This window comes from Stenotrophomonas sp. YJH_SMC_64 (genome assembly GCF_059371375.1).
Window position 1 is genome coordinate 35,262 of the sequence record NZ_JCAFUN010000007.1, and the last position, 23,507, is coordinate 58,768.

24 protein-coding genes are annotated in these 23,507 nt (G+C 67.6%); 5 read left to right on the plus strand and 19 right to left on the minus strand.

Annotated features, from left to right (window positions below; translation table 11 throughout):
• Positions 1-85: 85 nt before the first annotated feature.
• The 3 genes from AC5P9L_RS08775 to AC5P9L_RS08785 are packed head-to-tail and all read left to right on the plus strand — an operon-like array spanning position 86 to position 2,557.
• Positions 86-1,171 carry a L,D-transpeptidase gene (locus AC5P9L_RS08775; RefSeq protein WP_227415297.1) on the plus strand — a complete coding sequence of 362 codons (1,086 nt, stop codon included), beginning with the start codon at positions 86-88 and terminating at the stop codon, positions 1,169-1,171.
• 17 nt (positions 1,172-1,188) lie between these two features.
• On the plus strand, positions 1,189-1,914 hold the full coding sequence (locus tag AC5P9L_RS08780; RefSeq protein ID WP_005408415.1) for a murein L,D-transpeptidase catalytic domain family protein: 726 nt from the start codon (positions 1,189-1,191) through the stop codon (positions 1,912-1,914).
• A 34-nt stretch (positions 1,915-1,948) separates the two neighbouring features.
• Positions 1,949-2,557, plus strand: coding sequence for a HutD/Ves family protein (locus AC5P9L_RS08785; protein ID WP_262238512.1), 609 nt, complete (start codon positions 1,949-1,951; stop codon positions 2,555-2,557).
• A gap of 147 nt (positions 2,558-2,704) precedes the next feature.
• Here the strand turns inward: AC5P9L_RS08785 and AC5P9L_RS08790 are convergent, their stop codons facing one another.
• From AC5P9L_RS08790 to AC5P9L_RS08850, 13 genes are all read right to left on the minus strand, one after another.
• Positions 2,705-4,309: a sulfite reductase subunit alpha gene (locus AC5P9L_RS08790; RefSeq protein WP_227415299.1), complete on the minus strand. Its 1,605-nt coding sequence runs from the start codon at positions 4,307-4,309 to the stop codon at positions 2,705-2,707.
• Positions 4,306-5,277 carry an FAD:protein FMN transferase gene (locus AC5P9L_RS08795; protein WP_111117617.1) on the minus strand — a complete coding sequence of 324 codons (972 nt, stop codon included), beginning with the start codon at positions 5,275-5,277 and terminating at the stop codon, positions 4,306-4,308. Before AC5P9L_RS08795 ends, AC5P9L_RS08790 begins: the two co-directional genes overlap by 4 nt.
• Before the next feature lie 53 nt (positions 5,278-5,330).
• Positions 5,331-6,134: a DUF4198 domain-containing protein gene (locus AC5P9L_RS08800; RefSeq protein WP_005408419.1), complete on the minus strand. Its 804-nt coding sequence runs from the start codon at positions 6,132-6,134 to the stop codon at positions 5,331-5,333.
• 122 nt (positions 6,135-6,256) lie between these two features.
• Entirely contained in the window at positions 6,257-6,775 is a 519-nt protein-coding gene (locus tag AC5P9L_RS08805; RefSeq protein ID WP_005408420.1) for a DUF2271 domain-containing protein, read from the minus strand.
• A 26-nt stretch (positions 6,776-6,801) separates the two neighbouring features.
• Entirely contained in the window at positions 6,802-7,440 is a 639-nt protein-coding gene (locus tag AC5P9L_RS08810; protein WP_005408421.1) for a PepSY-associated TM helix domain-containing protein, read from the minus strand.
• 199 nt (positions 7,441-7,639) lie between these two features.
• Complete coding sequence (locus AC5P9L_RS08815; protein WP_227415300.1) at positions 7,640-10,060, minus strand: TonB-dependent receptor domain-containing protein; 2,421 nt, start codon at positions 10,058-10,060, stop codon at positions 7,640-7,642.
• A gap of 146 nt (positions 10,061-10,206) precedes the next feature.
• Positions 10,207-10,608, minus strand: a complete 402-nt coding sequence (locus AC5P9L_RS08820) for a hypothetical protein (protein ID WP_044569619.1) — start codon at positions 10,606-10,608, stop codon at positions 10,207-10,209.
• A gap of 164 nt (positions 10,609-10,772) precedes the next feature.
• Positions 10,773-11,450, minus strand: coding sequence for a Fe2+-dependent dioxygenase (locus AC5P9L_RS08825; protein WP_012510312.1), 678 nt, complete (start codon positions 11,448-11,450; stop codon positions 10,773-10,775).
• 10 nt (positions 11,451-11,460) lie between these two features.
• A complete protein-coding gene (locus AC5P9L_RS08830; RefSeq protein ID WP_227415301.1) occupies positions 11,461-12,180 on the minus strand; it encodes a tetratricopeptide repeat protein in 720 nt (239 codons plus the stop codon).
• 68 nt (positions 12,181-12,248) lie between these two features.
• Positions 12,249-14,555 carry a TonB-dependent receptor gene (locus tag AC5P9L_RS08835; protein ID WP_005408426.1) on the minus strand — a complete coding sequence of 769 codons (2,307 nt, stop codon included), beginning with the start codon at positions 14,553-14,555 and terminating at the stop codon, positions 12,249-12,251.
• A gap of 151 nt (positions 14,556-14,706) precedes the next feature.
• Positions 14,707-15,111 (minus strand): hypothetical protein, encoded by a 405-nt coding sequence (locus tag AC5P9L_RS08840; protein ID WP_005408427.1) that lies wholly within the window; start codon positions 15,109-15,111, stop codon positions 14,707-14,709.
• Positions 15,112-15,311: 200 nt separating this feature from the next.
• Positions 15,312-15,644 carry a non-heme iron oxygenase ferredoxin subunit gene (locus tag AC5P9L_RS08845; RefSeq protein WP_005408428.1) on the minus strand — a complete coding sequence of 111 codons (333 nt, stop codon included), beginning with the start codon at positions 15,642-15,644 and terminating at the stop codon, positions 15,312-15,314.
• Positions 15,641-16,180, minus strand: coding sequence for a GNAT family N-acetyltransferase (locus AC5P9L_RS08850; protein ID WP_005408429.1), 540 nt, complete (start codon positions 16,178-16,180; stop codon positions 15,641-15,643). Before AC5P9L_RS08850 ends, AC5P9L_RS08845 begins: the two co-directional genes overlap by 4 nt.
• Positions 16,181-16,387: 207 nt before the next feature.
• On the opposite strand from AC5P9L_RS08850, the gene AC5P9L_RS08855 reads away from it, so the two are divergent.
• On the plus strand, positions 16,388-17,038 hold the full coding sequence (locus tag AC5P9L_RS08855; RefSeq protein ID WP_227415302.1) for a transposase: 651 nt from the start codon (positions 16,388-16,390) through the stop codon (positions 17,036-17,038).
• Positions 17,039-17,053: 15 nt separating this feature from the next.
• Here AC5P9L_RS08855 and AC5P9L_RS08860 read toward each other — a convergent pair whose 3' ends face one another.
• Genes AC5P9L_RS08860 through AC5P9L_RS08885 form a run of 6 tightly spaced genes read right to left on the minus strand, consistent with a single transcriptional unit; the run spans position 17,054 to position 22,685 of the window.
• Complete coding sequence (locus AC5P9L_RS08860) at positions 17,054-18,310, minus strand: cysteine desulfurase (protein ID WP_010483557.1); 1,257 nt, start codon at positions 18,308-18,310, stop codon at positions 17,054-17,056.
• Positions 18,307-19,569: a Fe-S cluster assembly protein SufD gene (gene sufD / locus AC5P9L_RS08865; protein ID WP_012479367.1), complete on the minus strand. Its 1,263-nt coding sequence runs from the start codon at positions 19,567-19,569 to the stop codon at positions 18,307-18,309. Before sufD ends, AC5P9L_RS08860 begins: the two co-directional genes overlap by 4 nt.
• Positions 19,569-20,333 (minus strand): Fe-S cluster assembly ATPase SufC, encoded by a 765-nt coding sequence (gene sufC, locus AC5P9L_RS08870; RefSeq protein WP_012479368.1) that lies wholly within the window; start codon positions 20,331-20,333, stop codon positions 19,569-19,571. Before sufC ends, sufD begins: the two co-directional genes overlap by 1 nt.
• 2 nt (positions 20,334-20,335) lie before the next feature.
• Positions 20,336-20,740, minus strand: a complete 405-nt coding sequence (locus tag AC5P9L_RS08875) for a hypothetical protein (RefSeq protein WP_005408434.1) — start codon at positions 20,738-20,740, stop codon at positions 20,336-20,338.
• Positions 20,737-22,212, minus strand: coding sequence for a Fe-S cluster assembly protein SufB (gene sufB / locus AC5P9L_RS08880; protein WP_227415303.1), 1,476 nt, complete (start codon positions 22,210-22,212; stop codon positions 20,737-20,739). Before sufB ends, AC5P9L_RS08875 begins: the two co-directional genes overlap by 4 nt.
• Positions 22,213-22,229: 17 nt before the next feature.
• Complete coding sequence (locus tag AC5P9L_RS08885) at positions 22,230-22,685, minus strand: SUF system Fe-S cluster assembly regulator (RefSeq protein WP_005408436.1); 456 nt, start codon at positions 22,683-22,685, stop codon at positions 22,230-22,232.
• Between the two features lie 208 nt (positions 22,686-22,893).
• On the opposite strand from AC5P9L_RS08885, the gene AC5P9L_RS08890 reads away from it, so the two are divergent.
• Positions 22,894-23,361 (plus strand): SET domain-containing protein, encoded by a 468-nt coding sequence (locus AC5P9L_RS08890; protein WP_012479369.1) that lies wholly within the window; start codon positions 22,894-22,896, stop codon positions 23,359-23,361.
• Positions 23,362-23,507: the final 146 nt, after the last annotated feature.

A 23,507-nucleotide genomic window follows, 5' to 3' on the forward strand; every position in this document is an offset into this window, starting at 1 on the left:
TTCATTTCCGGCGCCTGGTTTTGCCGCGGCCACCACGGGCCGATGGTGTACGGTGGCCGCACCGCATGGAAAGGACCCCCGCTGGATGCTCGCGCTCCGCCCCACCACCCTGATGCTCGCCCTTGCACTGGCCCTGCCGCTGCTGGCCCATGCCGCTGCGCCGACAGCGGCTGGCAAGCCCACGGCTGCCGCAGCCAGCAGCGCTGAAGTGCGCGGGCCGACCGACCTCAAGCCGGGCGAATACCTCTGGCATCCGGAAATCTCGCCGACCGGCCCGATCGTGCTGGTGGTCAGCCTCGATGAGCAGCGCGCCTACGTCTACCGCAACGGCATTGCCATCGGCCTGACCACGATCAGCTCGGGCAAGGCCGGGCACGAGACGCCAACCGGCGTGTTCACCATCCTGCAGAAGGACAAGGACCACAGGTCCAACCTCTACAACAGCGCGCCGATGCCGTACATGCAGCGGCTGACCTGGGACGGCATCGCCCTGCATGGCGGCAGCCTGCCCGGGCATCCCGCCTCGCACGGCTGCGTGCGCCTGCCGCAGGCCTTCGCGCAGAAGCTGTTCAGCGAAACCCAGCGCGGCGATACCGTGGTCGTGGCCGATGCCAAGAGCTCACCGATGACCCTGGCCTATCCGTCGGTGCTGGCGCCGGTGAACGCGCGCGGTCAGGCGCTGCCGGAGGCCGAGGGCGGAGCCCCGGCACAGGCCTGGTGGGACGACAGCGCGGCGCCGGCCGGGCAGGTCGGCATCCTGGTCAGCCTGCACGACCAGCGCCTGTACGTGCTGCGCGATGGCGTGATGATCGGCGAGTCGCCGCTGAAGGCTGACGCCCTGCCGGCGTTCCAGGGCACCACGCTGTTCGTGATGGGGCAGGGTTACAGCGACACCCCCAGCCCGCTGGACGTGAACCAGCGCCTGCACCAGTGGACGGCCTACCCGTTGCTGGGCCAGGACCGTGCCCAGGCCACGCCGGACCTGCTGGCCACGCCCTCGCTGCCGATGGCGCTGCCAGCCGATTTCGCCCGCCAGCTGTACCAGGTGCTGGTGCCGGGCACGACCCTGCTGGTGACCTCGCTGCCGGCGGTCCGCCCAAGCCCGGCTGAATCCGGAATGCAGCCGGTCTTGGAATCCGAGCCGCCAGGGTCCACCCTCAAGGGCAACTGAGTCCCCTCGTTGTGCCCATGACTGCATCCCGCCTGTGCCGGCTGGCCGCGTTCGGCCTGCTGGCGACCTCGGCCAGCGCCCCGGCGCTGGCACAGACGCCCGCCCTTGCCACCAGCGCCGATGATCTGGCTGCCCTGCTGTCGCGCAGTGCGCCCAAGGCCGACCGCCACGTGTTGCAGCTGGCGGCGCACGCCATGCGCTGTGCGCTGCAGCGGCCGGAACTGGGCATCAATGGTGATCGCCTCAGCGTGATCGACTATTCGCGCCCGTCCACCGAGCCGCGCCTGTGGGTGTTCGACCTGGCCCACCAGCGCCTGCTGTTCGAGGAGTGGGTGGCGCATGGCCGCAACAGTGGCGAGAACCGCACCGAGCACTTCTCCAACCGCGATGGCAGTTTCATGTCCAGCCTCGGCGCGTTCACCGCGCAGGAGACCTACATGGGTGGCAATGGATATTCGCTGCGCCTGGCCGGGCTGGAACCGGGCTTCAACGACCGCGCGCGTGACCGAGCCATCGTCATCCATGGTGCGCCATACGTGAACCCGGCTGCCGCGCAGCTGCAGGGGCGGCTGGGCCGCAGCCTGGGTTGCCCGGCGGTGCGCCTGTCGGTGGCCAGGCCGCTGATCGATGCGTTGCGTGGCGGCACGATGGTGTTTGCTTACTACCCCGACCAGGATTGGCTGAAGCACTCGCAGCTGCTGGCCGGCGGGTGCGGTGGCCAGGGCACGCTCGCCACGCGGTGATGCACGACGGCGCGCGGCATGATGCAATGCGCCGATGAACATCGACTCCCTGCTGCACATTCCGAGCCAGGTGATCTCCAGCCTGGACTACCGCCGCGAACGTTGGCGCAACGGCCTGGGCTGGACCCGCGAGATCCTGCGCCTGCCCGCGCAGGGCGATGACTGGGCGCTGCGCCTGTCGGTGGCCGAAATCGAGCAGGATGCCGCGTTCTCTGCCTTCCCCGGCGTGGAGCGCGAACTGGTGTTGCTGCAGGGCAATGGCGTGCGTCTGCGCTTCGACGATGGCCGCGTGGCCGAAGTGTTGCCACCGCATGGGCGGGTGCGCTTTGCGGGCGAGGAAACATTGCACGGCGAACTGGTGGACGGCATCACCCACGACTTCAACCTGATGTGGAAGCGCGAGCTGCTGCAGGCCGAACTGCTGCACCGGCCGCTGGTGGGCGCGATGTTCTTCTTCTGCGAACCGGGCGTGGCCTGGGCGCTGCATCTGCTGGCCGGTCAGGCGGAGTTTGGTGCCGACAGCGGCCTGCCGGCGCTGCAGGCGGGCGATACCGCATGGTTGGCGGCCGGCGAACGTCAGCGGCACGCGTTGCAGGGTGGTGGCGAGTTGCTGGCGATACGGGTCAGTGCAGCAGCGGGATGATTGCTGGGCGCCGGTGGGCTCCATCCACGCATGGCGTGGATCTACAGCTGTGAGGTTGTCACCATGCCTGGGCACGCCGTCATGGTTCGGCTGTGGTTGGGGTCAGAGCCCTTTCCTGCGGAAAGGGATCCGACCCCGATGGTTCGTTCAATACACATCGCGCCGGTAACGACCGGCCAGCAACAGCGCTTCCTTGCCCGCAGTACCCAACACCTGCTCGATCACCGCATCCACCGCCGGGGCCATGCCCTGCAGGCTGCCGCAGACCAGGATCGTCGTGCCTTCATCCACCCACTGCCGCAGCGTTGCCGCTTCGGCCAGCAGCCGGTCCTGCACATAGCGATGCGCGCCGCCATCGCGGCTGAATACCGCATCCAGCCGCGCCAGCGTGCCGTCGGCCAGCATCGCCTGCAGTTCTTCACCGAAGTGGAAGTCGTGCGCGGCGGTGCGCTCGCCAAACAGCAGCCAGGTGCGGCGCGCGCCACTCCGGGCACGTTCGTGCAGATGCGCGCGCAGGCCGGCGATGCCGGTGCCGTTGCCGATCAGCAGCAGCGGCACATCGGCGGGCACGCCATGGAAATTGTCGTTGCGGCGCAGACGCAGCTGCACCGGTTCGTCGATGGTCGCGTGGTCGCACAGCCAGCCACTGCCGATGCCCGGTGTTCCATCGGCGCGCAGTTGGCGGCGCAGCAGCAGCTCCACCGCACCGTCGGCCATCACCGAGGCGATCGAGTACTCGCGATGCGGCAGCGGCTGCAGGGTCGCCAGCAATGCAGGCAGATCACCCGGGGGAACCAATGAGGGCAGGTGCGAGCGCGCGACGCGTGCCAGCAACGTCTGTCCGTCATCCAGCACGATGTCCGCGTCAAAGCGTTGTGTGTCCAGCCAGGCACGCACGGTGTGCGATGCGTGCTGTGGGCCGATCTCGGCGATGTCACCGGCCTGCCATTGCGCATCTGCATCGGCTGGGGGCTGCAGGCGCAACCAATACACGGGGCCGCCGGGGCTGCCGGGGTTCAGATGCTCGCGCTGCAGCAGCGTCCACGGCTGGTACTCGGCCGGACTCCAGTCGGGCAGTTCGCTGGCGCTATCGCCGAGTTGTCCCAGCAGCTGTTGCCAATGACGCAGCGCCGCCGGATCGGCGTTGTCGACTTCGATTGCATCGAACAGTGGATGCGCGCCGTGCTGGCGCAGCCATTGGTCGAGCTGGTGACCGAATCCGCAGAAGTGGCCATAGCTGCGGTCGCCCAGTGCGAGCACGCCGTAGTGCAGATGCTGCAGCGAGGGCGGCGTGGCCATCACCCCGCGCAGGAACGACAGGGCGTGGTCGGGCGGATCACCTTCGCCGGTGGTGCTGGCAATGAACAGCGCGCGCTGGCTGTCGGCCAGCAACGCGGCGTCGACCTCATGCAGTCCGCGCACGCGCGCTGGCACGCCGGCACCGCGCAGGGCCTCGGCGCTGCGTTCGGCCAGGTCGCGGGCGAAGCCGGTCTGGCTGGACCAGGCCAGCAGGACGGGCGCGGTGTCTCCGCTTGCGGCATCGTCGCGCGGGCGCCCACGCCACCACAGTGCAACGCAGGCCAGCGCATACAGCGCCGTGGCGAGTACCGCGATCTGTGACTGCCGCGCAGGTGGCGCACCCTGCCACCACGCTTCACCGAGGTGCAGGCGCAGCAGCGCCCAGCCGATCAGCGCCAGCAGCAGCAGGACCAGCGCGTTGCCGAGCCACGCGCGCGACGGCCGGGTACTCATGGGCTCTGCTCGTCGAGCAGGCGCTGGAAGGCGCTGCTGAGGAATTCCTGCGGGCCGTCTGCTGCACGCTGCAGGTAGCGTGCAGCCAGGCCTTCGCGCTCGGCCAGCGCCATGCCCTGTTCGCGGCCCAGCACGGTCAGTGCGGTGGCCCAGGCATCGGCGTGCATGGCGTCGTCGGCCACCACGGTGACTGCCGCGGCAACCTGGCGCACCGGTCTGCCCGAACGCGGGTCCAGGCTGTGACTGTAGGCCTCGCCATCGACCTGGTACTGGTGCCAGCGATCGCCGGAGGTGGCCACCGCCTTGCCCTCCAGCGCCAGCACCCGCGGCGGGGTATTGGTGTGCGCATCTTCTTCCGGCGCGGACTCCACCAGCACGCGCCACGGCTGGCCGTCCGGTTTGCGGCCGTAGCCGGCCAGTTCGCCGCCGACTTCGACCAGCGCGGCAGTGATGCCCTGTGTGCGCAGCCACGCAGCGACATGGTCGACGCCAAAGCCCTTGGCGATCGCGGAGAGATCCAGTTCCAGCCCACCCGGTTGCAGCAGCGCATCGTCCTGCCATTGCAGGCGCTGCCAACCGCAGCGATCGCGCGTGGCCTGCAGGGTAGCGTCGTCGGGCTGGCGGCGTTCACCGGCATGTGCACCGAAGCCCCACAGTGCAACCAGCGGACCGACGGTGGGATCGAAGGCGCCGCCACTGGCGGAAGCGATGGCCTGTGCGCAGGCCACAACGTGGCGGGTCTCGGCCGGCAGCACGCACCATTGGCCCGCGTCGGCGCGGTTGTAGCGGCTCAGGTCCGAACCGGGCTCCCAGGTACTCATCTGCGCGACCACTTCGTCCAGCCGCGCCTGGATGCCGGCGTGCAGCGGGTGCAGGTCGCGCTGGCGCGACGCGACCAGCGACACGCTCCAGGTGGTGCCCATGGTGGTGCCGCCGAGGCGGGCGATGTCGAGCAGGGAATCGGTCATGGTGATGCGTTGCGGGTGCGATGCCGGGCTGCCCGGCATCGCGGTCCGCGTCATTACTGCGGCAGCACTTCCAGCGTGGCGACATAGCTCAGGCGGCGCTTGGCGGCCTGCTTCACCGACGTCTTGTTGTCCTCGGTGCCGGTTTCCAGCCAGTACATGCCGGCTTCCGGCCAGGTCACCTTGATCTCGCCCTTGGCATCGCTGGTGACCTTCAGCTCGTCCTGTGCGTTGCGGTAGCGGGTGGCGCCACGCACGATCTCGAATTCCAGGCCGGCGGCCGGTTTGCCGTCGACCAGCACGCGGAAGGTGGCTTCCTCGCCGGCGAACAGATCGTTCGGGTGGCCGACGGCGACCAGCTCGATGCCACGGTTGGTCGGCTTCAGCGCAGTATCGTTAGGCGCGCCGTTGGTGACGAAGGTCTCCACGCGGCCGACCGACTGGCTCACTTCCAGCTTCTTCGCGTCCTTGGGCAGTTCGCCGAAGGTGGCGACGCTGCCGCGCCAGCGCTTGCGCTCGCCGTTCTGCTCGTAGGTGGCGAACAGGCCATCGTTGACCGACGCGATGCGGTAGGTGCCCGGCTGCTTCAGTTCGATGTCGAACACGCTGCGGTACTTGCCGGTCGACGCGTTCTGCGGCTGCACGGTGCTGCCGTCCGGTGCGGTGATCACCAGCGATTCCAGGCGCAGCGGCACGTGGTTGAAGTAGAACAGATCGTTGGAGACCGCACCGTCGACGGTGATCCACGGCGCGTTGCCGGCGATCACGGTCTGCGAGGGCAGCAGCCAGGCCTTGTGGGCCAGGGCGGAGAAGGGAAGGGCAGCGGCCAGGGCGGCGGCGAGGACGAGCGTGCGCTTCATGCGGAAGACTCCAGTTGGAAGGGGTCGGATCCCTTTCCATCGGAAAGGGCTCTGACCCCGGGGGATACGGCGATGGGGTCGGAGCCCTTCCTGCGGAAGGGATCCGACCCCGGCTCAGGCAGTTATGGTTTGACGGCGAGGGTGACCTGGCCCAGTTCGGTGGCGCCCTGCGCCTTGCCGTTCTGCGCGGCGGTGGCCGGCCAGGTGAAGGGGATCTTCAGCAGTTCGCGGCCGCCGACTTCGCGCACCGCTTCCACCACCAGGGTGTAGTTGCCCGGGGCCAGCTGCTTCAGTGCCGGCTGCCTGTCATTGAACGACAGTGCGTGCTTGCCGGCCGGGCGGGTCGGACCGGTCACGCCGTCCACCGGCACCTGCAGGGTGCGGCCGCTCTTGCGCCACCACTGGCGCAGGTCGGGCAGCCACTTGGTGCCGTGGCCTTCGCTGTTGCTGGTCTGCTGGTACCAGACCGAGAGGTTGGCCGCGACCTTCTGGTCGGCGCCTTCCAGCCACACGGCCACATACGGGCGGTGGTATTCGGCCACGTTGAGCTTGGGCACTTCGACGTTGATGTCGAGGGTGGTGGCATAGGCCGGCGAGGTGGCCAGCAGGCCGCTGAGGGCGATGGTCAGTGTGACGCGCATGGGGCGGCTCCGGAAACGGGGAAAAGTCAGTGGATCAGCAACAGGGCGATCAGCAGCGGGATCATCAGGCCGAGGCCGACCAGCGGCCAGGTCATGCGCCGCTGCCGCGCATGCAGGTGCAGCAGGAACAGGCCGGTGATGCAGAACACCAGGCAGGCCACGGCGAACAGGTCCAGGAACCAGCCCCACGCCGGGCCCGCGTTGCGGCCCTTGTGCAGGTCGTTGAGGTAGGACACCGCGCCGCGCGAGGTCGATTCGTATTCCACCGCGCCGGTCTCGCGATCGATGCTCAGCCAGGCGTCGCCGCCGGGGCGGGGCAGCGACAGGTAGATCTCTTCGGGCGACCACTCGGCCGGTCGCCCGCCGATGGCGATGCCAAGCTGCGTGTCCAGCCACTGCCGGGCAGGGCGCGGAATCGGTGCGTTGCCGTCTTCGCGCGTGCCGAGCTGTCCAAGCAGCGCGGCCGGCAGTTCCAAATGCTGGTTCTGCACCTCGGGCTTGGCCTCGATCTTCGCGGCATGGTTGAGGGTCAGGCCGGTCACCGCGAACAGCAGCATGCCGATCAGGCACACCGCCGAGCTGATCCAGTGCCACTGGTGCAGCGTCCGCAGCCAGAAGCCACGGTTCTGTTGCTGCTGCACGGTGGAAGAGGCAGGACGGCTCACGGCACGGTTCGAGGCGGACGGGGACTGCCCATTACATCATTGGTGAGAATAGCTCGCAATTGCGTATCGTTCTGTATCCCGGGAGCAGGCATTGCGGGTTGCCGGCCAGCGGCCGGCACTACCGATCAGTAGATCCACGCCATGCGTGGATGAAGCGGTGCCGACCAAGGTCGGCACCCACCGGGGCAGGGCGCGGCGATCAGAACTTCGCGTTCAACGAAATCCAGTAGCTGCGGCGCTGGTCCTTGGTCGCGTAGTCATCCACGCAACTGAACTCGCTGGGATTGAGCAGCAGGCACGACTGTGAAACGAAGTCCTTGTCGAACAGGTTGTTCACCCGTGCGTTGACCGTCAGCCACGGCGTGGCCTTCCAGCTGCCCCCCAGGTGGAAGATCGTGTAGTCCTCGTAATAGCGCACGTGGCGGGTGCCGGCACTGTCGATGAGGGTGTCGCGATAGCGGTCGTAGCGGCCTTCGCCGATCAGCGACAGGCTGATCGCTTCGTTGATCTGCCAGTTGAGGCTGGCGTTGGCCATGTGCTTTGCCGGCGTGGTACCTGAGATCGGGCGTCCCTTGTCGGGGCCGCTGGTCTGCTCGCTCCTGGTCCAGGTGTAGTTGCCGCGCAGCTGCAGGTTGTCGAGCAGGTCGACATGACCGGCCAGTTCTGCACCGCGGGTCTCGGCCTTGTCGATGTTCACGCTCTGGGTGAAGGTGCTGTAGCCCAGTGCTGCCCAGCCTGGGCCGATGTCCACGCAGTAGCCGCTGCCGGCGCGGGCCACTTCGCAGTTCGGGAACGTGCCGCCGCTGGCGATCTTGTCTTCGAACGTGTTGAAGAAGCCGGTGACGTTGAAGCCCCAGCGCTGGCCTTCGTAGTAGGCGGCCAGCTCGTAGTTGGTGCTGGTTTCAGGCTTGAGGTTCGGGGAACCGACCAGAGGCAGCACGCCCTGGCCACCAAAGCCGGTGATGCCCGGGAACAACTGGTCCGGTCGCGGGGTCTTGTAGCCGGTGCTGACGCCACCCTTGAAGGTCCACGCATCGCTGGCGTTCCACACCAGGTAGCCACGCGGACTGACGTGGCTGCCGAACACGTTGTGGTCGTCGTAGCGCAGGCCGAAGGTAGCGGTGAGGGTATCGGTCAGCGCCCAGTTGTCCTCGGCGAACAGCGCCCACATGCGGTGCTTCTGCCTGGTGTTGCTGCGATAACCGGCGCCATCCATGCCGAACACGCCGTCGATCATGTCGGTGTCGTTGTACTGGCCACCGACGGTCAGCTTGTGCGCGCCGAAGTCGAGGTCGAGCATCGTGTCGAGCACGTAGCCTTCCAGTTCCATGGTGCGCAGCGGACGCGGCAGGAACGCCTGCAGGCGCGCCATCTCGCTCGGGTTGAGCGCGGCCAGGGCATTGCCACGGCCGGCCGCACAGTTGTTGGCGGCACCGGTGCGGCGGCAGACGTCATTCCACAGCGTCTGCAGGTTGGCGCGCTCGTCCAGGGTCAGCGGCAGCGAACGACCCAGGTTGCTGCTCTTGCTGTGGGTCAGTGAGGTCTGCCAGGTGCCGAAGCTGTAGCGGCCCTGGTGGGTCAGCGATACCTGGTCACGCTCATAGCGCTGGTAGGCGGTGTAGCCCACGCGCGGCTGCACCACGCGGCGGGTGACGGTGCCGCTGCCGTTCGGGTTGGGGATGACCGCATTGCCGACGCGCCACAGGCTGCCCAGGCTGTCCAGCGTGCCGGTCTGGCCTTCGCTGTTGTCGTACTTCTGCCGCGACACGTCGTAGTCCAGCCACAGTTCGTGGTCATCGTTGACCCGGAAGTCCAGGCGCACGCCGGTATTCCAGTTGGTGTTGGCCACCGACTTGCCACCGCCGCCGAAGCCGATGCTGCGCTCCCACAGGCTGCCGTCGGGCAGGGTCAGTGCGTCCCACTCCGGATTGGAGGCCTTGGCGTCGTAGTAGCTGCCGCGCACCGCCAGGCTGAGGCGGTCCTTCAGCAGCGGGCCGCTGAGATACAGGTCGGTGGTGCGCGCATCACCGAACTGGTCGTCCTGCTGCACGGTGAAGCCCTGGGTCACGGCGCCGTGCCAGCTGTCCTGGTTGCGTCGGGTGATGATGTTGATGACGCCACCCATCGCGTCCGAGCCGTACAGCGTGGACATCGGGCCGCGCACGACTTCGATGCGCTCGATCGCGTCCAGCGGCGGCAGGTAGGCGAACTGGCCGCCACCGAAATTGTTCGGGTACAGCTGGCCGACATTGCTCTGGCGGCGGCCGTCGATCAGCACCAGGGTGTATTCGGACGGCAGGCCGCGCATGGAGATGGTGGCGCGGCCGTTCTTGTCGGTGGCCTCCAGGCCGACGTCGATGCCCTCGACGTCGCGCAGCGCGTCGACCAGGTTGGTGTAGGGGCGCTTGCTGAGTTCTTCGCGGCTGACCACGCTGATGCTGGCCGGTGCATCGATCACCTTCTGCTCGAAGCCGGAGGCGGTGACCACCACCTTGTCCAGCGTCTGTGGCGCGCCGGAAGCGTCACCGTGGGCGAAGGCAGGGGCGGTCATGGCCGCCAGCACGGCGCTGGTCAGCAGGGTACGGGACAGGGACGAACGGACACGATGGCGCTGGGCCATGGCAGTAACCTCGAAGGATGCAGGGTGGTGCGATGCCAGGCGCGAACGGCGCGGCATGCACGGGGAGGCCCGGTCAGGGGCGGCAGGGATGAAGCAGGCAGCGGCGCGCGGGCACGACCGCGCAGGCGGTCACGCGGGGCCGTGAATCAGGCGAGCGGCGGCGCCTGGCCGCGTTGCTGGCGGCGCCCGGGCGCATCGGCCCAGGGCGTGTCCGGAGCGGCCAGCGGCCAGTCCGGGCGCACGCCGGGCATGGCCGGCGTGGCGGGTATGAGTTCAAGCTCGGTGCGCAGCCATTGGCTGGCCAGCAGCAACGGCGGGCGTGCCTTCTCGGCTGATTTCACCGGAGCGGCAGCACAGCGGCGCAGCTTGGCCGGTGCCTCTTCCTGCAAGGCGCCTTCGCCGCCGCGCTCTTCCAGCGGCATCTGCACGGCCATTCCGGCCTGGCCGTGTGGCAGCAGCGGCAGGGTGCCCAGCAGCAAGGCCAGCATCGCCACCCACGCCAGCAGGCTGGCCAGCGCAGGACGCTGGCCGCGCATGGCGGTGCCCATCTTGCGATGGATGAGTGGACGAGGGCGAAGCGGGCGCAGCAAGCAGGGGTCCCCAGGGGTCTGCCGGCAGCGGCCGGCATCAACGGGGCGTGATTGTAATGAGAGCTGTTAGCCGTTGCAAATGAGAATGATTGCCAAAATGTCGCAGGCCAGCCCGACCGGGCTCAGACCTCGCTCCAGCGCCGCAGCAGGTTGTGGTACACGCCGGTCAGCTGCAGCACCGCCTCGGCGTCGCCGCCGGTCTGCCGCAGGCGCTCGATCGAGCCGTCCATTTCCCATAGCAGGCGGCGCTGCACATCGTCGCGGACCATGCTCTGCACCCAGAAGAACGAGGCCACGCGCGCGCCGGCGGTGACGGGGCGCACCTGGTGCAGGCTGCTGGACGGGTACACGATCAGGTCGCCGGCCGGCAGCTTCACTTCGTGCTCGCCGTAGGTGTCGCTGATGATCAGTTCGCCGCCCTCGTACTCGTCCGGCGCCGACAGGAACAGGGTGCAGGAAATGTCCGAACGCAGCTGTTCGCCGTTGGCCAGGTTCATCACCGCGCCATCAACATGGAAGCCATAGGTGCCGCCACCGCTGTAGCGGTTGAAGCGCGGCGGCAGGTATTTCAGCGGCAGCGCGGCGCTGAAGAACAGCGGGTGCCGGGCCAGCGCGACGAGGATGATCTCGCCCAGTTCGCGGCGCAGCGGTGAGGCCTCGGGCAGCTGCTGGTTGTGCTTGGCCTGCGCGCCCAGATGGCCGACGGTTTCGCGGCCATCGGTCCAGTCGGCGGCATCCAGTCGGCGGCGAAAGTCGGCCACCTGGTCGGCGCTGAGAATGTCGGGGATGTGCAGCAGCATGCGGGACTCCTCAGAGGGACGGCGGCGCGACCAGGGCGCGGACCTGTGGATGCGGCGACGCGGCCAGTTCGGGCACGATGTGCGCCATGAACGCCGGGCTGCCGTGGGCCAGTGCGAGCCGCAGCCAGTGCACGGCCTGCTCGACCTGGCCGGCCTGCAGCAGGATCGAGGCGTAGTTCGCCTGGCCGCGGAAATCACCGGCTTCGGCCGCGCGCTGGTACCAGGCCAGCGCTGCCTGCGGATCGGGTGCGGTATCCAGCCCGTCTTCGAGGTGGCGGGCCAGCAGGTTCATCGATTTGGCATGGCCCAGGTGTGCGGCACGGGTGTACAGGGCCAGCGCCTGTGCGCGGTCCTGGGGCACGCCGCGGCCGGTGGCCAGCAGGTTGGCCAGGTTGTACAGGCCCCAGTCCAAGCCGGTGTCGGCCGCGCGCCGGTACCACACCGCGGCCAGCACCGGGTCGGGTGCGGTGCCCTGGCCCAGTTCGTGGCAGCGGCCCAGCATGTTCATCGCCATCGGCGCGCCGTTGTTGGCGGCGGTTTCGTACCAGAGCCGTGCCGCCGAGGCGTCCTGTGCGGTGCCTTTGCCTTCCATGTGCATCTGCGCGAGCAGCAGTTGTGCCTCGACCTGTCCGGCCTGCGCGGCGTCGCGCACGCGTGCGAAGGCAGCCTGCGGATCGTGCTGCAGCAGCGCGGCCAGAGCATCGCTGTCGATGGGGGTACGGGTTGCCATGGGGTGAGTATCGCCGGAAACAAAAACGGCGGCAGGAGAGCCTGCCGCCGTGGTGGAGCGCAGTTACATCAGAACTTCACGTTCAGTGCCAGGGTGGCCGAGCGACCCGGGGCGATGCTCGCGTAGTGCGAGGCATAGGCCTTGGTGAAGTAGGTCTTGTCGGTCAGGTTCTGCACGTTGAGCTGCAGGCTGATGTTGTCCTGGATCGCGTAGCTGGCCATCGCGTCGAAGCGGGTGTAGCTGGCAATCCACTTGGTGTTGGCGACGTCACCGTACTGCTTGTCCGAGTAGAACGCACCGGCGCCGATGGTCAGGCCGATCGGGAAGCGGTAGGTGGTCCACAGGTTGGCGCTGTGCTTGGCGGTGTTCGGGAACTCGTTGCCGTTGTTCGGCGACGGCACGTAGACGTTGGACGGGCAGGTGCGGCCCACCGGTGCGCCACAGACGAAACCGTTGTCCTTCAGTTCCGAGTCCAGGTAGGTGTAGCCGCCGTACAGGCTCCAGGCATCGGTCAGCTGGCCGGTGAAGCCCAGCTCGAAGCCGTTGATTTCCTTCTTGCCGGCGTTCTGGCTGGTGCCGTTGTCGATGGTCACACGTGCGTTGTTCATCACGGTGTGGAAGATCGCGGCAGTCAGGTTCAGGCGCTTGTCGAACAGGTCCCACTTGGTGCCCAGTTCGAGGTTCCTGGTGTCCTGCGGCTTGAGGTCGGCCACGGCGGCGCTCAGGCCGTCCGAACCGTCACCACCGTCCATGCCCGGCGGGGTCGAGGAGGTGCCCCAGGACAGGTAGATGCTGCCGTTGGCGGCCGGCTTGAACACCACGCCGGCCTGGTAGTTCAGGAAGTCGTTGCTGTTGCGCACGCGGGTCGGTGCCTTGCCGGCCACCGGAGTGGTCAGGGTGGTACGGAAGTCGTCGTAGCGCAGGCCGAGGTTGATCATCCACTGCTCATTGAGCTCGATGGTGTCGAACACGTAGGCCGAGGTGGTCTTGGTGCGCTGCTCGACGTCCAGTGCCTTGTCGCTGCGATAGACGATCTGACCGGCCGCCCACGGATCGTTCGGGTTCGGATTGTTGAAGTCGGTGCAGTTGTAGCCGGTGGCCGCGCCGGACACCTGGCAGCGAGTGCTGTTGGCGCTGTTTTCAAGGGGATTGGCGGTGCCCGGCGACATCAGGTAGCTGCCACGGGTCATCTTCTCGTCGCTGTACTCCACGCCCGCGCTGTAGCTGTGCTTGAGCGCGCCGGTCTGGAACGCACCGGTCAGGCCCAGCTGGTCGGCGAAGCTCTTGACGTCGACCGCACGGGTGTTGGTGCGACGCCACAAGGTGCCGTACAGGTTGGGGTTGCCCTTGCTGTCGTCCGGCTGGGTCCACAGGTAGTCGTTGCTGGTGTTGCCCAGGCGCGCGATGTTGCGCAGCTTGTGGCCACCGAAGTCGTAGCTGGCATCCAGGGTGCTGATGTCGGCGCGGGTGCGCTGGAAATCACGGTCGACCAGGCCGTAGTAGTTGTTGCGGTCCGGCACCATCGGCCGGCCATCGCCGTTCTTGGCCACGTTCGGGCCGCTGGAGAACGGATTGCTGTAGGGGAAGCCACCCGCGTCCGGCAGGTCATCGCTCTGCATGTGGTAGTGGCTGGCGATCAGCTGCGCCGGTCCGTTCAGGCCGAACGCGATCGACGGCGCGATGCCCCAGCGGCTGACGTTGGCGGCGTCGCGGCCGGCGATGTCCGATTCGTGCTTCATCAGGTTCAGGCGGGCGGCGATGCCATCCCCCAGCACGTAGTTGGCGTCCACGGTGCCGCGCGCGTAGCTGTCGGTGCCGATGCCCATGCTGGCGCTGGTCTCGTTCTTCAGCTTCGGCGTCTTGCTCACCAGGTTCAGGCTGCCACCACCGGAGTCACGGCCGCCGTAGGCCGAGCTCGGGCCCTTGACCACTTCCACCTGCTCCAGGTCGAAGATCTCGCGGGTCTGCGAGCCGACGTCGCGCAGTCCGTCGACGAACACGTTGCTCTGCGAATCGAAGCCACGGATGAAGGGGCGGTCACCGGTCGGGTTGCCGCCTTCGCCGGCACCGAAGGTGATGCCCGGCACCATGCGCAGCGCATCCTGCAGGTTGGTCGCACCGGTTTCGGCGATCAGCTTCTCCGACACGATCGACACCGACTTCGGGGTGTCCAGCAGCTCGGCGGTGAACTTCGGCGAGGACGGGTTGAACCAGCTGCCGCGCACCTGCACCTTGTCCAGCTCGGTGGCGTTGCGGGAACCGGCGTCGGCGCCGTCGGCAGCCTGCGCAGCCAGCGGAGCAAAGCCCGCGGCCAGGGTGGCGGTGGCGAGCAGGGAAACGCGCGGGGCGTGCTTGCGGGACGTGATGTGGGTCATGGCGGTGGGTAGTGGCTTGGATCGGGAAAGGGCGAGCGCGAGCCGGCGCAGATGGGCATGCGGCGACAGGCGGGAGGTGGGTGCTGTAGAGCCGAGCCAGGCTCGGCTGGCGGGAACGCAATCAGGCGCACGGCAACGGCCGCAGGGCGCCTCAGCTGGCGTGCGGTGCGGGCGGTGCGTGGCCGGGGTTCAACCGCAGCGCGGGATCATGCAACTGCCAGCGCAGGGCATCGGAGCGCCACAGCGGGATACGCGCGACCAGAGCGGCGCGTGCAGGGACCAGACCGGTGCAGGGCGAGGTGCCCTCGCCATCAAACGGAGGCTCCGGTGCTGGTGCGGCGTGCTGCGGGCATTCGTCGGCTGGCGGTTGCGGCAGCGGCATCGCCTGCAGCAGATCTTCAGCGTGTGCCTGCCAGCCATGCGCAGCCGGATCGCCGCCACGCCCTTCGTGCAAGGCCGACCAGCCCAGCAGCAACGTCAGCAGCACGGCCACGAGCAGTGGCCACCCTTGGCGGGCGAGCTGGCACAGCGTGGCGGTGGGCGCGGGCGAAGCCATGGCGCAGGGGCGATGTCGTTACGAAGATGTTACGTAGAATAACATCAACGATAATGATTCGCATATGCGCAATCGGGTTGCCGATCTGGATGGCCTGGAAGGGCCCTGGAGGGCCCCTCAGTGCACTCCAGTGGATCACCCCATGGGTGGATGCTCTCCCGCGAGGCGCCCTCTGGGGGCTCTCCGGGCCCAGCGCCGCCTCAATCCCGGTCGTCGCGGGTCCAGATCGCGTCGTGCTCGCGCTTCACCGGGAACTTGGGCACAGGGCTGTAGGCCGGGGCGCACAGGGCGCGGCCATCGCGCACGTCGAAGCGCGCGCCGTGCAGCACGCACTCCACGCTGCCTTCGGTCGTGTTGAACTCGCCCGAGGACAGTTCGAACTCTTCATGCGTGCACTGGTCTTCCAGTGCGTACAGCTCGCCGTCGAGGTTGAATACCACGATCGGCGTGCCGGTCACTTCGTCGAACACGCTCTTCATTTCACCCGGCAGCAGCTCGTTGCCGGCACAGACAAAGGTCCAGGCCTCACTCACGCGGCGGCTCCGTTCAGCGGCTTTTCCAGGATCTCGAAGCGCAGGTCGTCGCGCTTCGGGATGCCGAAGCGTTCGTCGCCATACGGGAACGGCTTCTTGATGCCGGTACGGCTGTAGCCGCGGCGCTCGTAGAAGGCGATCAGCTCGTCGCGCACGTCGATGACGGTCATCTGCATCACCGGTACGTTCCATTCGCGCGCGGCGTGTGCTTCGGCGGCATCCATCAGCTGCTTGCCGACGCCGCCGCCCTGCTGGGCCGGATCGACCGAGAACATGCCGAAGTAGCCCTTGCCGTCGACATCGGCGACGTGGGCGCAGGCCACCAGCTGGTCCCCGCGCTCGGCCAGCAGGATGGTCGAGCGCGGGCGGTCGAGGTCGGCCTGGATGCCTTCGGCGTCGATGCGGGCGCCATCCAGCAGGTCGGCTTCGGTGGTCCAGCCGACGCGGCTGGCGTCGCCACGGTAGGCCGAGGTGACGAGGGCGATCAGGGCGGGGATGTCGGCCGGCGTGGCGGCGCGGAAGGTCAGGGTGCTCATGGCCCCATTCTAGGTTGGGCGTGGGCGGGCGCAAATGGGGGGAGGGGGCAGATCCCTTTCGCAACGCGGAGGAGCTCTGCCCCCGGCGTCTACTGACCCAACGGCAGGCCATGGACCGACTGGCACGGGCGCGGAATCGGCAGATGCTCGGGGTCAGATCCCTTTGCGCAGCGAAGGGCTCTGACCCTCTGTTACCAGGAGCTGCCCATGCCGAGGCCACGACGGGTCGATGCGCCCGGATACCCGCAACATGTCGTCCAGCGCGGCAACAATCGCCAGCCCGTGTTCTTCACCGATGGCGACCGCGCCGCCTACCTTCGCCTGCTGTGTCATCACGCGCACCAGCAGCATTGCCGGGTTCACGCCTATGTGTTGATGGGCAACCACGTCCATCTTCTGGCAACGCCTGATGCATCCGGCGGGTTGTCCCGGATGATGCAGGCCGTGAGCCGGGCCTACGTACGTCGGGTGAATGATCGGCAGGGCCGCACCGGCACGTTATGGGAGGGGCGCTTCCACTCCACGGTGGTGGATTCGGATCGCTATCTGCTGGCCTGCCAGCGCTACATAGAGCTCAACCCGGTTCGGGCGGGGAAGGTGGCGCATCCCGGCGACTATCGTTGGTCCAGCTATCGCGCCAATGCGCGTGGCAGGCCCAATGCGCTGCTCGAGCCGCATTCGGCATTCGAGCTGATGGGTTCTGATGCGGATGAACGGCGCAGGCGCTATGTGGAGTTCATCGAGGCGGGCATTCCGGCGGGGGATCTGCTGGCGATCCGGCGGGCATTGCAGTCGCAACGGCGGCTGTCGGGAATGCTGGTGGGGTCAGAGCCCTTTCGCATCGCGAAAGGGCTCTGACCCCGGTGTGCCGGCTCAGCCCAGCAGCTTGCGCACCTTGGTAAGCGCGGTCATGAAGCGCTCGATCTCGGCGTGGGTGTTGTAGAACGCCAGCGAGGCACGGCAGGTGGCCGCCACACCGAAGTACTGCAGCAGCGGGTGCGCGCAGTGCTGGCCTGACCGCACGGCCACACCCTCCAGGTCGAGCAGGGTTGCCAGGTCGTGGGCATGCGCGCCGTCGATCAGGAACGAGACCACGGCGGCCTTCTCCGGTGCTTCGCCGATGATGCGCAGACCGTCGACGCGGCGCAGCTCTTCGGTGAAATGCGCCAGCAGTTCAGCCTCGCGTGCTTCCACGTTCTCCTGGCCAAGCTGCTGCAGGTAGTCGGCGGCCACGCCCAGGCCGATGAAGCCGGCGATGTTCGGGGTGCCGGCTTCGAACTTGTGCGGGGCATCGTTGAACACGGTGCCGTCGAAGCTGACTTCCTTGATCATCTCGCCGCCGCCAAGGAACGGCGGCATCGCATCCAGGTGCTCGCGGCGCGCCCACAGCGCACCGGTGCCGGTCGGACCACACATTTTGTGGCCGGTGATGGCGTAGAAGTCACAGCCGATCGCGGCCACGTCGACCTTGCGGTGCGGCACGGCCTGCGAGCCATCAACCACGGTGATGATGCCGCGCTTGCGCGCTTCACGGCAGATCTCGCGCACCGGGTTGACCGTGCCCAGCACGTTGGACACGTGGGTGACCGCCAGCAGCTTGACCTCCGGGGTCATTGCCGCGCGCAGCGCATCCAGATCGAGTGCGCCGTCAGGCGTGATCTCGGCCACGCGGATGGTGGCGCCGGTACGCTGTGCGACCAGCTGCCACGGCACGATGTTGGCGTGGTGTTCCATGCGCGTGATCAGGATCACGTCGCCGGCCTTCAACCGCGGCAGGGCCCACGAATACGCCACCAGGTTGATGGCGAAGGTAGTGCCGCTGCACAGCACCAGGTCGCTGGGGCGCACGTTGAGGAAGCGTGCCAGCGTGTTGCGCGCGCCTTCGTAGGCGTCGGTGGCTTCGCTGCCCAGTGCATGCACCGCGCGGCTGACGTTGGCGTTGTAGCGGCGGTAGAACTCGTCCACCGCGCCGATCACCTGCACCGGCTTCTGGCCGGTGTTGGCATTGTCGAAATAGACCAGCGGCTTGCCGTGCACTTCACGCATCAGCAGCGGGAAGTCGAGGCGGACGCGATCCCAATCGGGCGCGCCGGTGCGTTCTTCGATCGGGCGCGGGGTGGACAGGTTCATGCCACACCCGCCTCGGCCAGGGCCTTGTCCAAACGGCGTGCCAGCTGCTCGCGCAGGGCTTCCGGCAGGATCTTCAGCGGCTCGTGGCAGAACGCGGCGCTCAGCAGTGCCTGCGCCTGTGCCTGCGGCAGGCCGCGCGAGCGCAGGTAGAACAGCGCGTTGGCATCGAGCTGGCCGACGGTGGCGCCATGCGCGGCCTTCACTTCATCGGCGTCGATGACCAGCGTCGGCTGGGTATCGATCTCGGCGTCGGCCGACAGCAGCAGGTTCTTGTTGGACAGGTTCGCATCGGTGCCGTCGGCGCCTTCGCGGATCTGGATGCCACCATGGAACACCACGCGGCTGCGGTTGGCGGCAACGCCACGCCACAGCAGCTCGCAACTCGTATCGCGTGCGATGTGGTCGATGCCCAGGCGGGTTTCGACGTGGCGTCGGCCATTGCCGAGCAGCACGCCGTTGGCGGTCAGCTGGGCGCTGTCGCCTTCCAGGCGCACGTTCAGTTCGTGGCGGCTGAGCGCTGCGCCCAGTTCCAGGTCGACGCGGTGGTACTGCGCGTCGCGGGCCAGCACCGCGTCGGTACGCAGGAAGCTGGTCTGGCGCGCGCTGCCGGCCTGCACGCGGGCGTGCTTGAGCACGGCATCGCGGGCGACATGGGCGTGCAGCACGGTGTTGTCCAGGTGCGCCGAATCGCCCACGCTGAAGCGGTGCTCGACCACGCCCAGGCTGGCGCCGGCACGCAGTTCGATCAGGTGGCGGTGGTGCCAGGCCAGGTCGGTCTCGCCGGCGACGCTGGCGAACACCAGCTGTAGCGGCGCTTCCACCTGCACGCCTTCTTCCACGCGCAGCACCACGCCTTCATCGGCCAGCGCGGCATTCAGGCGGGCGAAGATCTCTTCGCTGCGCTCGTAGCGGCGGCCAAGGAAACGCACGGCGTCTTCGCCGGAGGCCAGTGCGGCCGACAGCGGCTGCAGCTGCACGCCGGCCGGCAGGCTCTGCACATCGCTCAGCGCGGCATCCAGGCGGCCGTTGACGAACACCAGGCGCGGTGCCGGGATGTCCTCCAGCAGCGCGGCGTCCAGCGCCGGGCCCTGCAGCGGTGCAGCCGCGAACGCACGGCGTTCCAGCTGGCGCAGCGAGGTGTACTTCCAGGCTTCGTTGCGGGCGGCAGGCAGGCCGTCACGCAGGGCCGCGTCCAGCACTTCGCGGCGCGCGTCGCTGCCGCAGAAGGCCTGGGCCATGGAGTCGAGCAGGGCGCTCATCAGACCGCCGCCTCGCGCACCACGCGATCCTTGAGGAAATCGTAGCCGTGCGCTTCCAGTTCCAGCGCCAGTTCCGGGCCACCGGTCTTGACGATGCGGCCATCGGCCAGCACGTGCACCACGTCCGGCTTGATGTAGTCCAGCAGGCGCTGGTAGTGGGTGATGACCAGGAACGAGCGGTCGGCGCCGCGAAGCGCGTTGACGCCGTCGGCGACGCTCTTCAGCGCGTCGATGTCCAGGCCCGAATCGGTTTCGTCCAGGATCGCCAGCTTCGGCTCCAGCACGGCCAGCTGGAAGATCTCGTTGCGCTTCTTCTCGCCACCGGAGAAGCCCTCGTTGACGCCACGGTGCAGCAGTTCGTCCTTCAGGTGCAGCACGGCCAGCTTCTGGCGCACCAGCTTGAGGAACTGCATGGAGTCCAGTTCGTCCTCGCCACGCGCCTTGCGCTGCGCGTTCAGCGCGGCGCGCAGGAAGTAGGTGTTGTTCACACCCGGGATTTCCACCGGGTACTGGAACGCGAGGAAAAGACCGGCGGCGGCGCGCGCTTCCGGGTCCTGCTCCAGCAGGCCGACGCCGTCGAACTGCACGCTGCCTTCGGTGACTTCATAGCCGTCGCGGCCGGCCAGGACATTGCCCAGGGTGGACTTGCCGGCGCCGTTGGGGCCCATGATGGCGTGCACCTGGCCGGGCTTCACTTCCAGCGACAGGCCCTTGAGGATTTCCTTGTCGCCGATGCGGGCGTGGAGGTTTTCGATCTTCAGCATGGTCATGGCTTGGTAGGTTTCGGGGCTGCGGGGGCGATGCGGACGATCTGCACCGTGCCGTTGCCGGGCTGCCCAGGTTGAGCGGGGAGGGCGGAGAAAACCACGATGATCTCTTCACCGGGTTCTTGCAGGCAGGAGACTGCGAGGGAGGCCTGTCGGATGGATTCGGCAGCGGCGCGATCCAGCTCACGGTTGCCCGAGCTCAGGCGAGCCCGGATCGCGCCGAAGCTGCCGTCCTGCCCCGTTGTCAGCACTATCGAAAATTCTTTCGGCGCGGAGATGACCGTGCTGGCGGGCAATCTGACCGGGGTGGCACCCACCAGGTCTTCGGGGGTGCAGGACGCGTTGGCCAGGGCCCAGGGCGAAAGGCCCAGCAGCAACAGTGCGGGCAAAGACGTACGCATCATCCGACGCTTCCTTCCAGCGAGACTTCCAGCAGCTTCTTGGCCTCCACCGCGAACTCCATCGGCAGTTCGCGGAACACCTGCTTGCAGAAGCCGTCGACGATCATCGACACCGCGTCTTCCTGGCTGATGCCACGGGCGCGGCAGTAGAACAGCTGGTCGTCGGAAATCTTCGAGGTGGTGGCCTCGTGTTCGACGGTGGCGCCCGGGTTCTTCACCTCGATGTAGGGGAAGGTGTGCGCGCCGCACTGCTTGCCGATCAGCAGCGAATCGCACTGGGTGTAGTTGCGCGCGCCATCGGCGTTGCGGTCCACCCGCACCAGGCCGCGGTAGGTGTTCTGGCCACGGCCGGCACTGATGCCCTTGCTGACGATCTTGCTCTTGGTGCGCTTGCCGACGTGGATCATCTTGGTGCCGGTGTCGGCCTGCTGGCGGTGATGGGTCAGCGCCACGGAGTGGAACTCACCGACCGAGTCGTCGCCGAGCAGCACGCAGGACGGGTACTTCCAGGTGATCGCCGAACCGGTTTCGACCTGGGTCCAGGTGACCTTGCTGCGCGCGCCACGGCATTCGGCACGCTTGGTGACGAAGTTGTAGATGCCGCCGACGCCGTTCTCGTCGCCCGGGTACCAGTTCTGCACGGTGGAGTACTTGATCTCCGCGTCTTCCAGCGCGACCAGCTCGACCACCGCCGCGTGCAGCTGGTTCTCGTCGCGCATCGGCGCGGTGCAGCCTTCCAGGTAGGACACGTAGGCCTTGTCCTCGCACACGATCAGGGTGCGCTCGAACTGGCCGGTGTGGCCGGCATTGATGCGGAAGTAGGTGCTCAGTTCCATCGGGCAGCGCACGCCCTTGGGAATGAACACGAAGCTGCCATCGGAGAACACCGCCGAATTGAGCGCGGCGAAGTAGTTGTCGCCTACGGGCACCACGGTGCCCAGGTACTGGCGGACCAGTTCCGGATGTTCCTTGATGGCCTCGGACATCGAGCAGAAGATGATGCCCTTCTCGGCCAGTTCCTTGCGGAACGTGGTACCGACGGACACCGAGTCGAACACCGCGTCCACCGCCACGCCTGCCAGCTTGGCACGCTCGTGCAGCGGCACGCCCAGCTTGTCGTAGGTGTCGAGCAGTTCCTTTGGCACGTCATCCAGCGAGGCGTACTTCGGGCCCTTGGGCGCGGAGTAGTAGCTGAGCGCCTGCAGGTCGATCGGCGCGATCTCCAGCTTGGCCCAGTCCGGCATCGGCATGGTCAGGAAGTGGCGGTAGGCGTCCAGGCGCCACTGCGTCATCCACTCCGGCTCGTCCTTCTTGGCCGACAGGGCACGGATGGTGTCCTCGTCCAGGCCCGGCGGCAGGGAGTCCGATTCGATCTCGGTGATGAAGCCGGCCGAATACTTGCGGCCGAGCTGCTCGTGGATCTCGCGGTTGGGGGGGGCGTCGTGGGCGACGTTTTCGATGGTTTCGGTGGCCATGGGGGGCTGCCTGTGGATCAGGAGACGACGTCGACAGCGATGGTGCGGCGCTGTTCGTCATCGGCAAGGGGAAGAGGGGGCAGGATCTGGGCGAGGGTGACATCGCGCAGGGCCTCGGAGACCACGTCGTTGATCAGCCGCCAACTGCTGCGCGCGCCGCACTTGGGCGCCATGCCGCACTGGTGGTGGTCGTGGCTGCATTCGGTCAGGGCCAATGGCCCTTCCATCGCTTCGACCACTTCGAACAGCGAGATCTCGATGGCCGGGCGGGTCAGGCGGTAGCCGCCACGGACACCGCGCAGGCCTTCGACCAGGCCGGCCTGCGCCAGCGGCTTGAGCACCTTGCTGACGGTGGGAGGCTCCAGGCCGGTGAATTCGGCCAGCTCGGTGGCACTGAGCACCTCGCCCGGACGGGCGGCAAGCACGGTCAGCACCACGGTGGCGTAATCGGTGAGCTTGGTGACACGCAACATGGGAATGCGAGCGGTTCTTAAAGCGGACTGAAATTGTACGCTTTTATTCGCCGGCATCCAACCCGGGCATTCAGCCGGCGCTGGGACGGACCGGGACGACGCACCGGGGCCACCGCCGGGGCGCCATGCTGCGCCAACGGGGTGATTTTCGCAATCACCCGGAATGGGCGAGAATCCCGGTTCCATCCGCTGCAAACAGCCCGTGCCGATGCCGAAGAAGATCCAAGCCCGCAAGTCCGCCATCCATGGCAACGGCGTGTTCGCCGTGGCCCCGATCAAGCAGGGCGAGCGCGTGATCCAGTACAAGGGCCTGCTGCGCAGCCACGGCGACGTTGATGCCGATGACAGCGGCGACGTCGAAAGCGGCCACACCTTCCTGTTCACCCTCAACGATGACTGGGTGATCGATGCCAACTACAAGGGCAACGATGCGCGCTGGATCAACCACAGCTGCGATCCGAACTGCGAGGCGGTGATCGAGGAAGACGAGGACGGTGACAGCCGTGGCGACAAGGTGTTCATCGAGGCGCTGCGTGACATCAAGGCCGGTGAAGAGCTGACCTACAACTACGGCATCACCCTGGCCGAGCGTCACACCGCCAAGCTGAAGAAGATCTGGGAGTGCCGCTGCGGCTCGCCCAAGTGCACCGGCACCATGCTGCAGCCCAAGCGCTGACCGGTACCGGGTAGTGCCGGCCGCTGGCCGGCAAGGCGCAGTCCAGGTGCCGGCCAGCGGCCGGCACCACCCGGAGGCTCTCCACCTGCCGTGCACGGCAGGGTCACCGCCGTGCAAGGGCCGTTCTTCCATTCTGTCGGCACCCC

Bases quoted from the DNA above. Each gene is read 5' to 3' on its own strand.
- AC5P9L_RS08775 (WP_227415297.1), top strand. From the start codon at position 86: ATGCTCGCGCTCCGCCCCACCACCCTGATGCTCGCCCTTGCACTGGCC.
- AC5P9L_RS08780 (WP_005408415.1), top strand. From the start codon at position 1,189: ATGACTGCATCCCGCCTGTGCCGGCTGGCCGCGTTCGGCCTGCTGGCG.
- AC5P9L_RS08785 (WP_262238512.1), top strand. From the start codon at position 1,949: ATGAACATCGACTCCCTGCTGCACATTCCGAGCCAGGTGATCTCCAGC.
- AC5P9L_RS08790 (WP_227415299.1), bottom strand. From the start codon at position 4,309: ATGAGTACCCGGCCGTCGCGCGCGTGGCTCGGCAACGCGCTGGTCCTG.
- AC5P9L_RS08795 (WP_111117617.1), bottom strand. From the start codon at position 5,277: ATGACCGATTCCCTGCTCGACATCGCCCGCCTCGGCGGCACCACCATG.
- AC5P9L_RS08800 (WP_005408419.1), bottom strand. From the start codon at position 6,134: ATGAAGCGCACGCTCGTCCTCGCCGCCGCCCTGGCCGCTGCCCTTCCC.
- AC5P9L_RS08805 (WP_005408420.1), bottom strand. From the start codon at position 6,775: ATGCGCGTCACACTGACCATCGCCCTCAGCGGCCTGCTGGCCACCTCG.
- AC5P9L_RS08815 (WP_227415300.1), bottom strand. From the start codon at position 10,060: ATGGCCCAGCGCCATCGTGTCCGTTCGTCCCTGTCCCGTACCCTGCTG.
- AC5P9L_RS08820 (WP_044569619.1), bottom strand. From the start codon at position 10,608: ATGGGCACCGCCATGCGCGGCCAGCGTCCTGCGCTGGCCAGCCTGCTG.
- AC5P9L_RS08825 (WP_012510312.1), bottom strand. From the start codon at position 11,450: ATGCTGCTGCACATCCCCGACATTCTCAGCGCCGACCAGGTGGCCGAC.
- AC5P9L_RS08830 (WP_227415301.1), bottom strand. From the start codon at position 12,180: ATGGCAACCCGTACCCCCATCGACAGCGATGCTCTGGCCGCGCTGCTG.
- AC5P9L_RS08835 (WP_005408426.1), bottom strand. From the start codon at position 14,555: ATGACCCACATCACGTCCCGCAAGCACGCCCCGCGCGTTTCCCTGCTC.
- AC5P9L_RS08840 (WP_005408427.1), bottom strand. From the start codon at position 15,111: ATGGCTTCGCCCGCGCCCACCGCCACGCTGTGCCAGCTCGCCCGCCAA.
- AC5P9L_RS08850 (WP_005408429.1), bottom strand. From the start codon at position 16,180: ATGAGCACCCTGACCTTCCGCGCCGCCACGCCGGCCGACATCCCCGCC.
- AC5P9L_RS08855 (WP_227415302.1), top strand. From the start codon at position 16,388: ATGCCGAGGCCACGACGGGTCGATGCGCCCGGATACCCGCAACATGTC.
- AC5P9L_RS08860 (WP_010483557.1), bottom strand. From the start codon at position 18,310: ATGAACCTGTCCACCCCGCGCCCGATCGAAGAACGCACCGGCGCGCCC.
- sufD (WP_012479367.1), bottom strand. From the start codon at position 19,569: ATGAGCGCCCTGCTCGACTCCATGGCCCAGGCCTTCTGCGGCAGCGAC.
- sufC (WP_012479368.1), bottom strand. From the start codon at position 20,333: ATGCTGAAGATCGAAAACCTCCACGCCCGCATCGGCGACAAGGAAATC.
- AC5P9L_RS08875 (WP_005408434.1), bottom strand. From the start codon at position 20,740: ATGATGCGTACGTCTTTGCCCGCACTGTTGCTGCTGGGCCTTTCGCCC.
- sufB (WP_227415303.1), bottom strand. From the start codon at position 22,212: ATGGCCACCGAAACCATCGAAAACGTCGCCCACGACGCCCCCCCCAAC.
- AC5P9L_RS08885 (WP_005408436.1), bottom strand. From the start codon at position 22,685: ATGTTGCGTGTCACCAAGCTCACCGATTACGCCACCGTGGTGCTGACC.
- AC5P9L_RS08890 (WP_012479369.1), top strand. From the start codon at position 22,894: ATGCCGAAGAAGATCCAAGCCCGCAAGTCCGCCATCCATGGCAACGGC.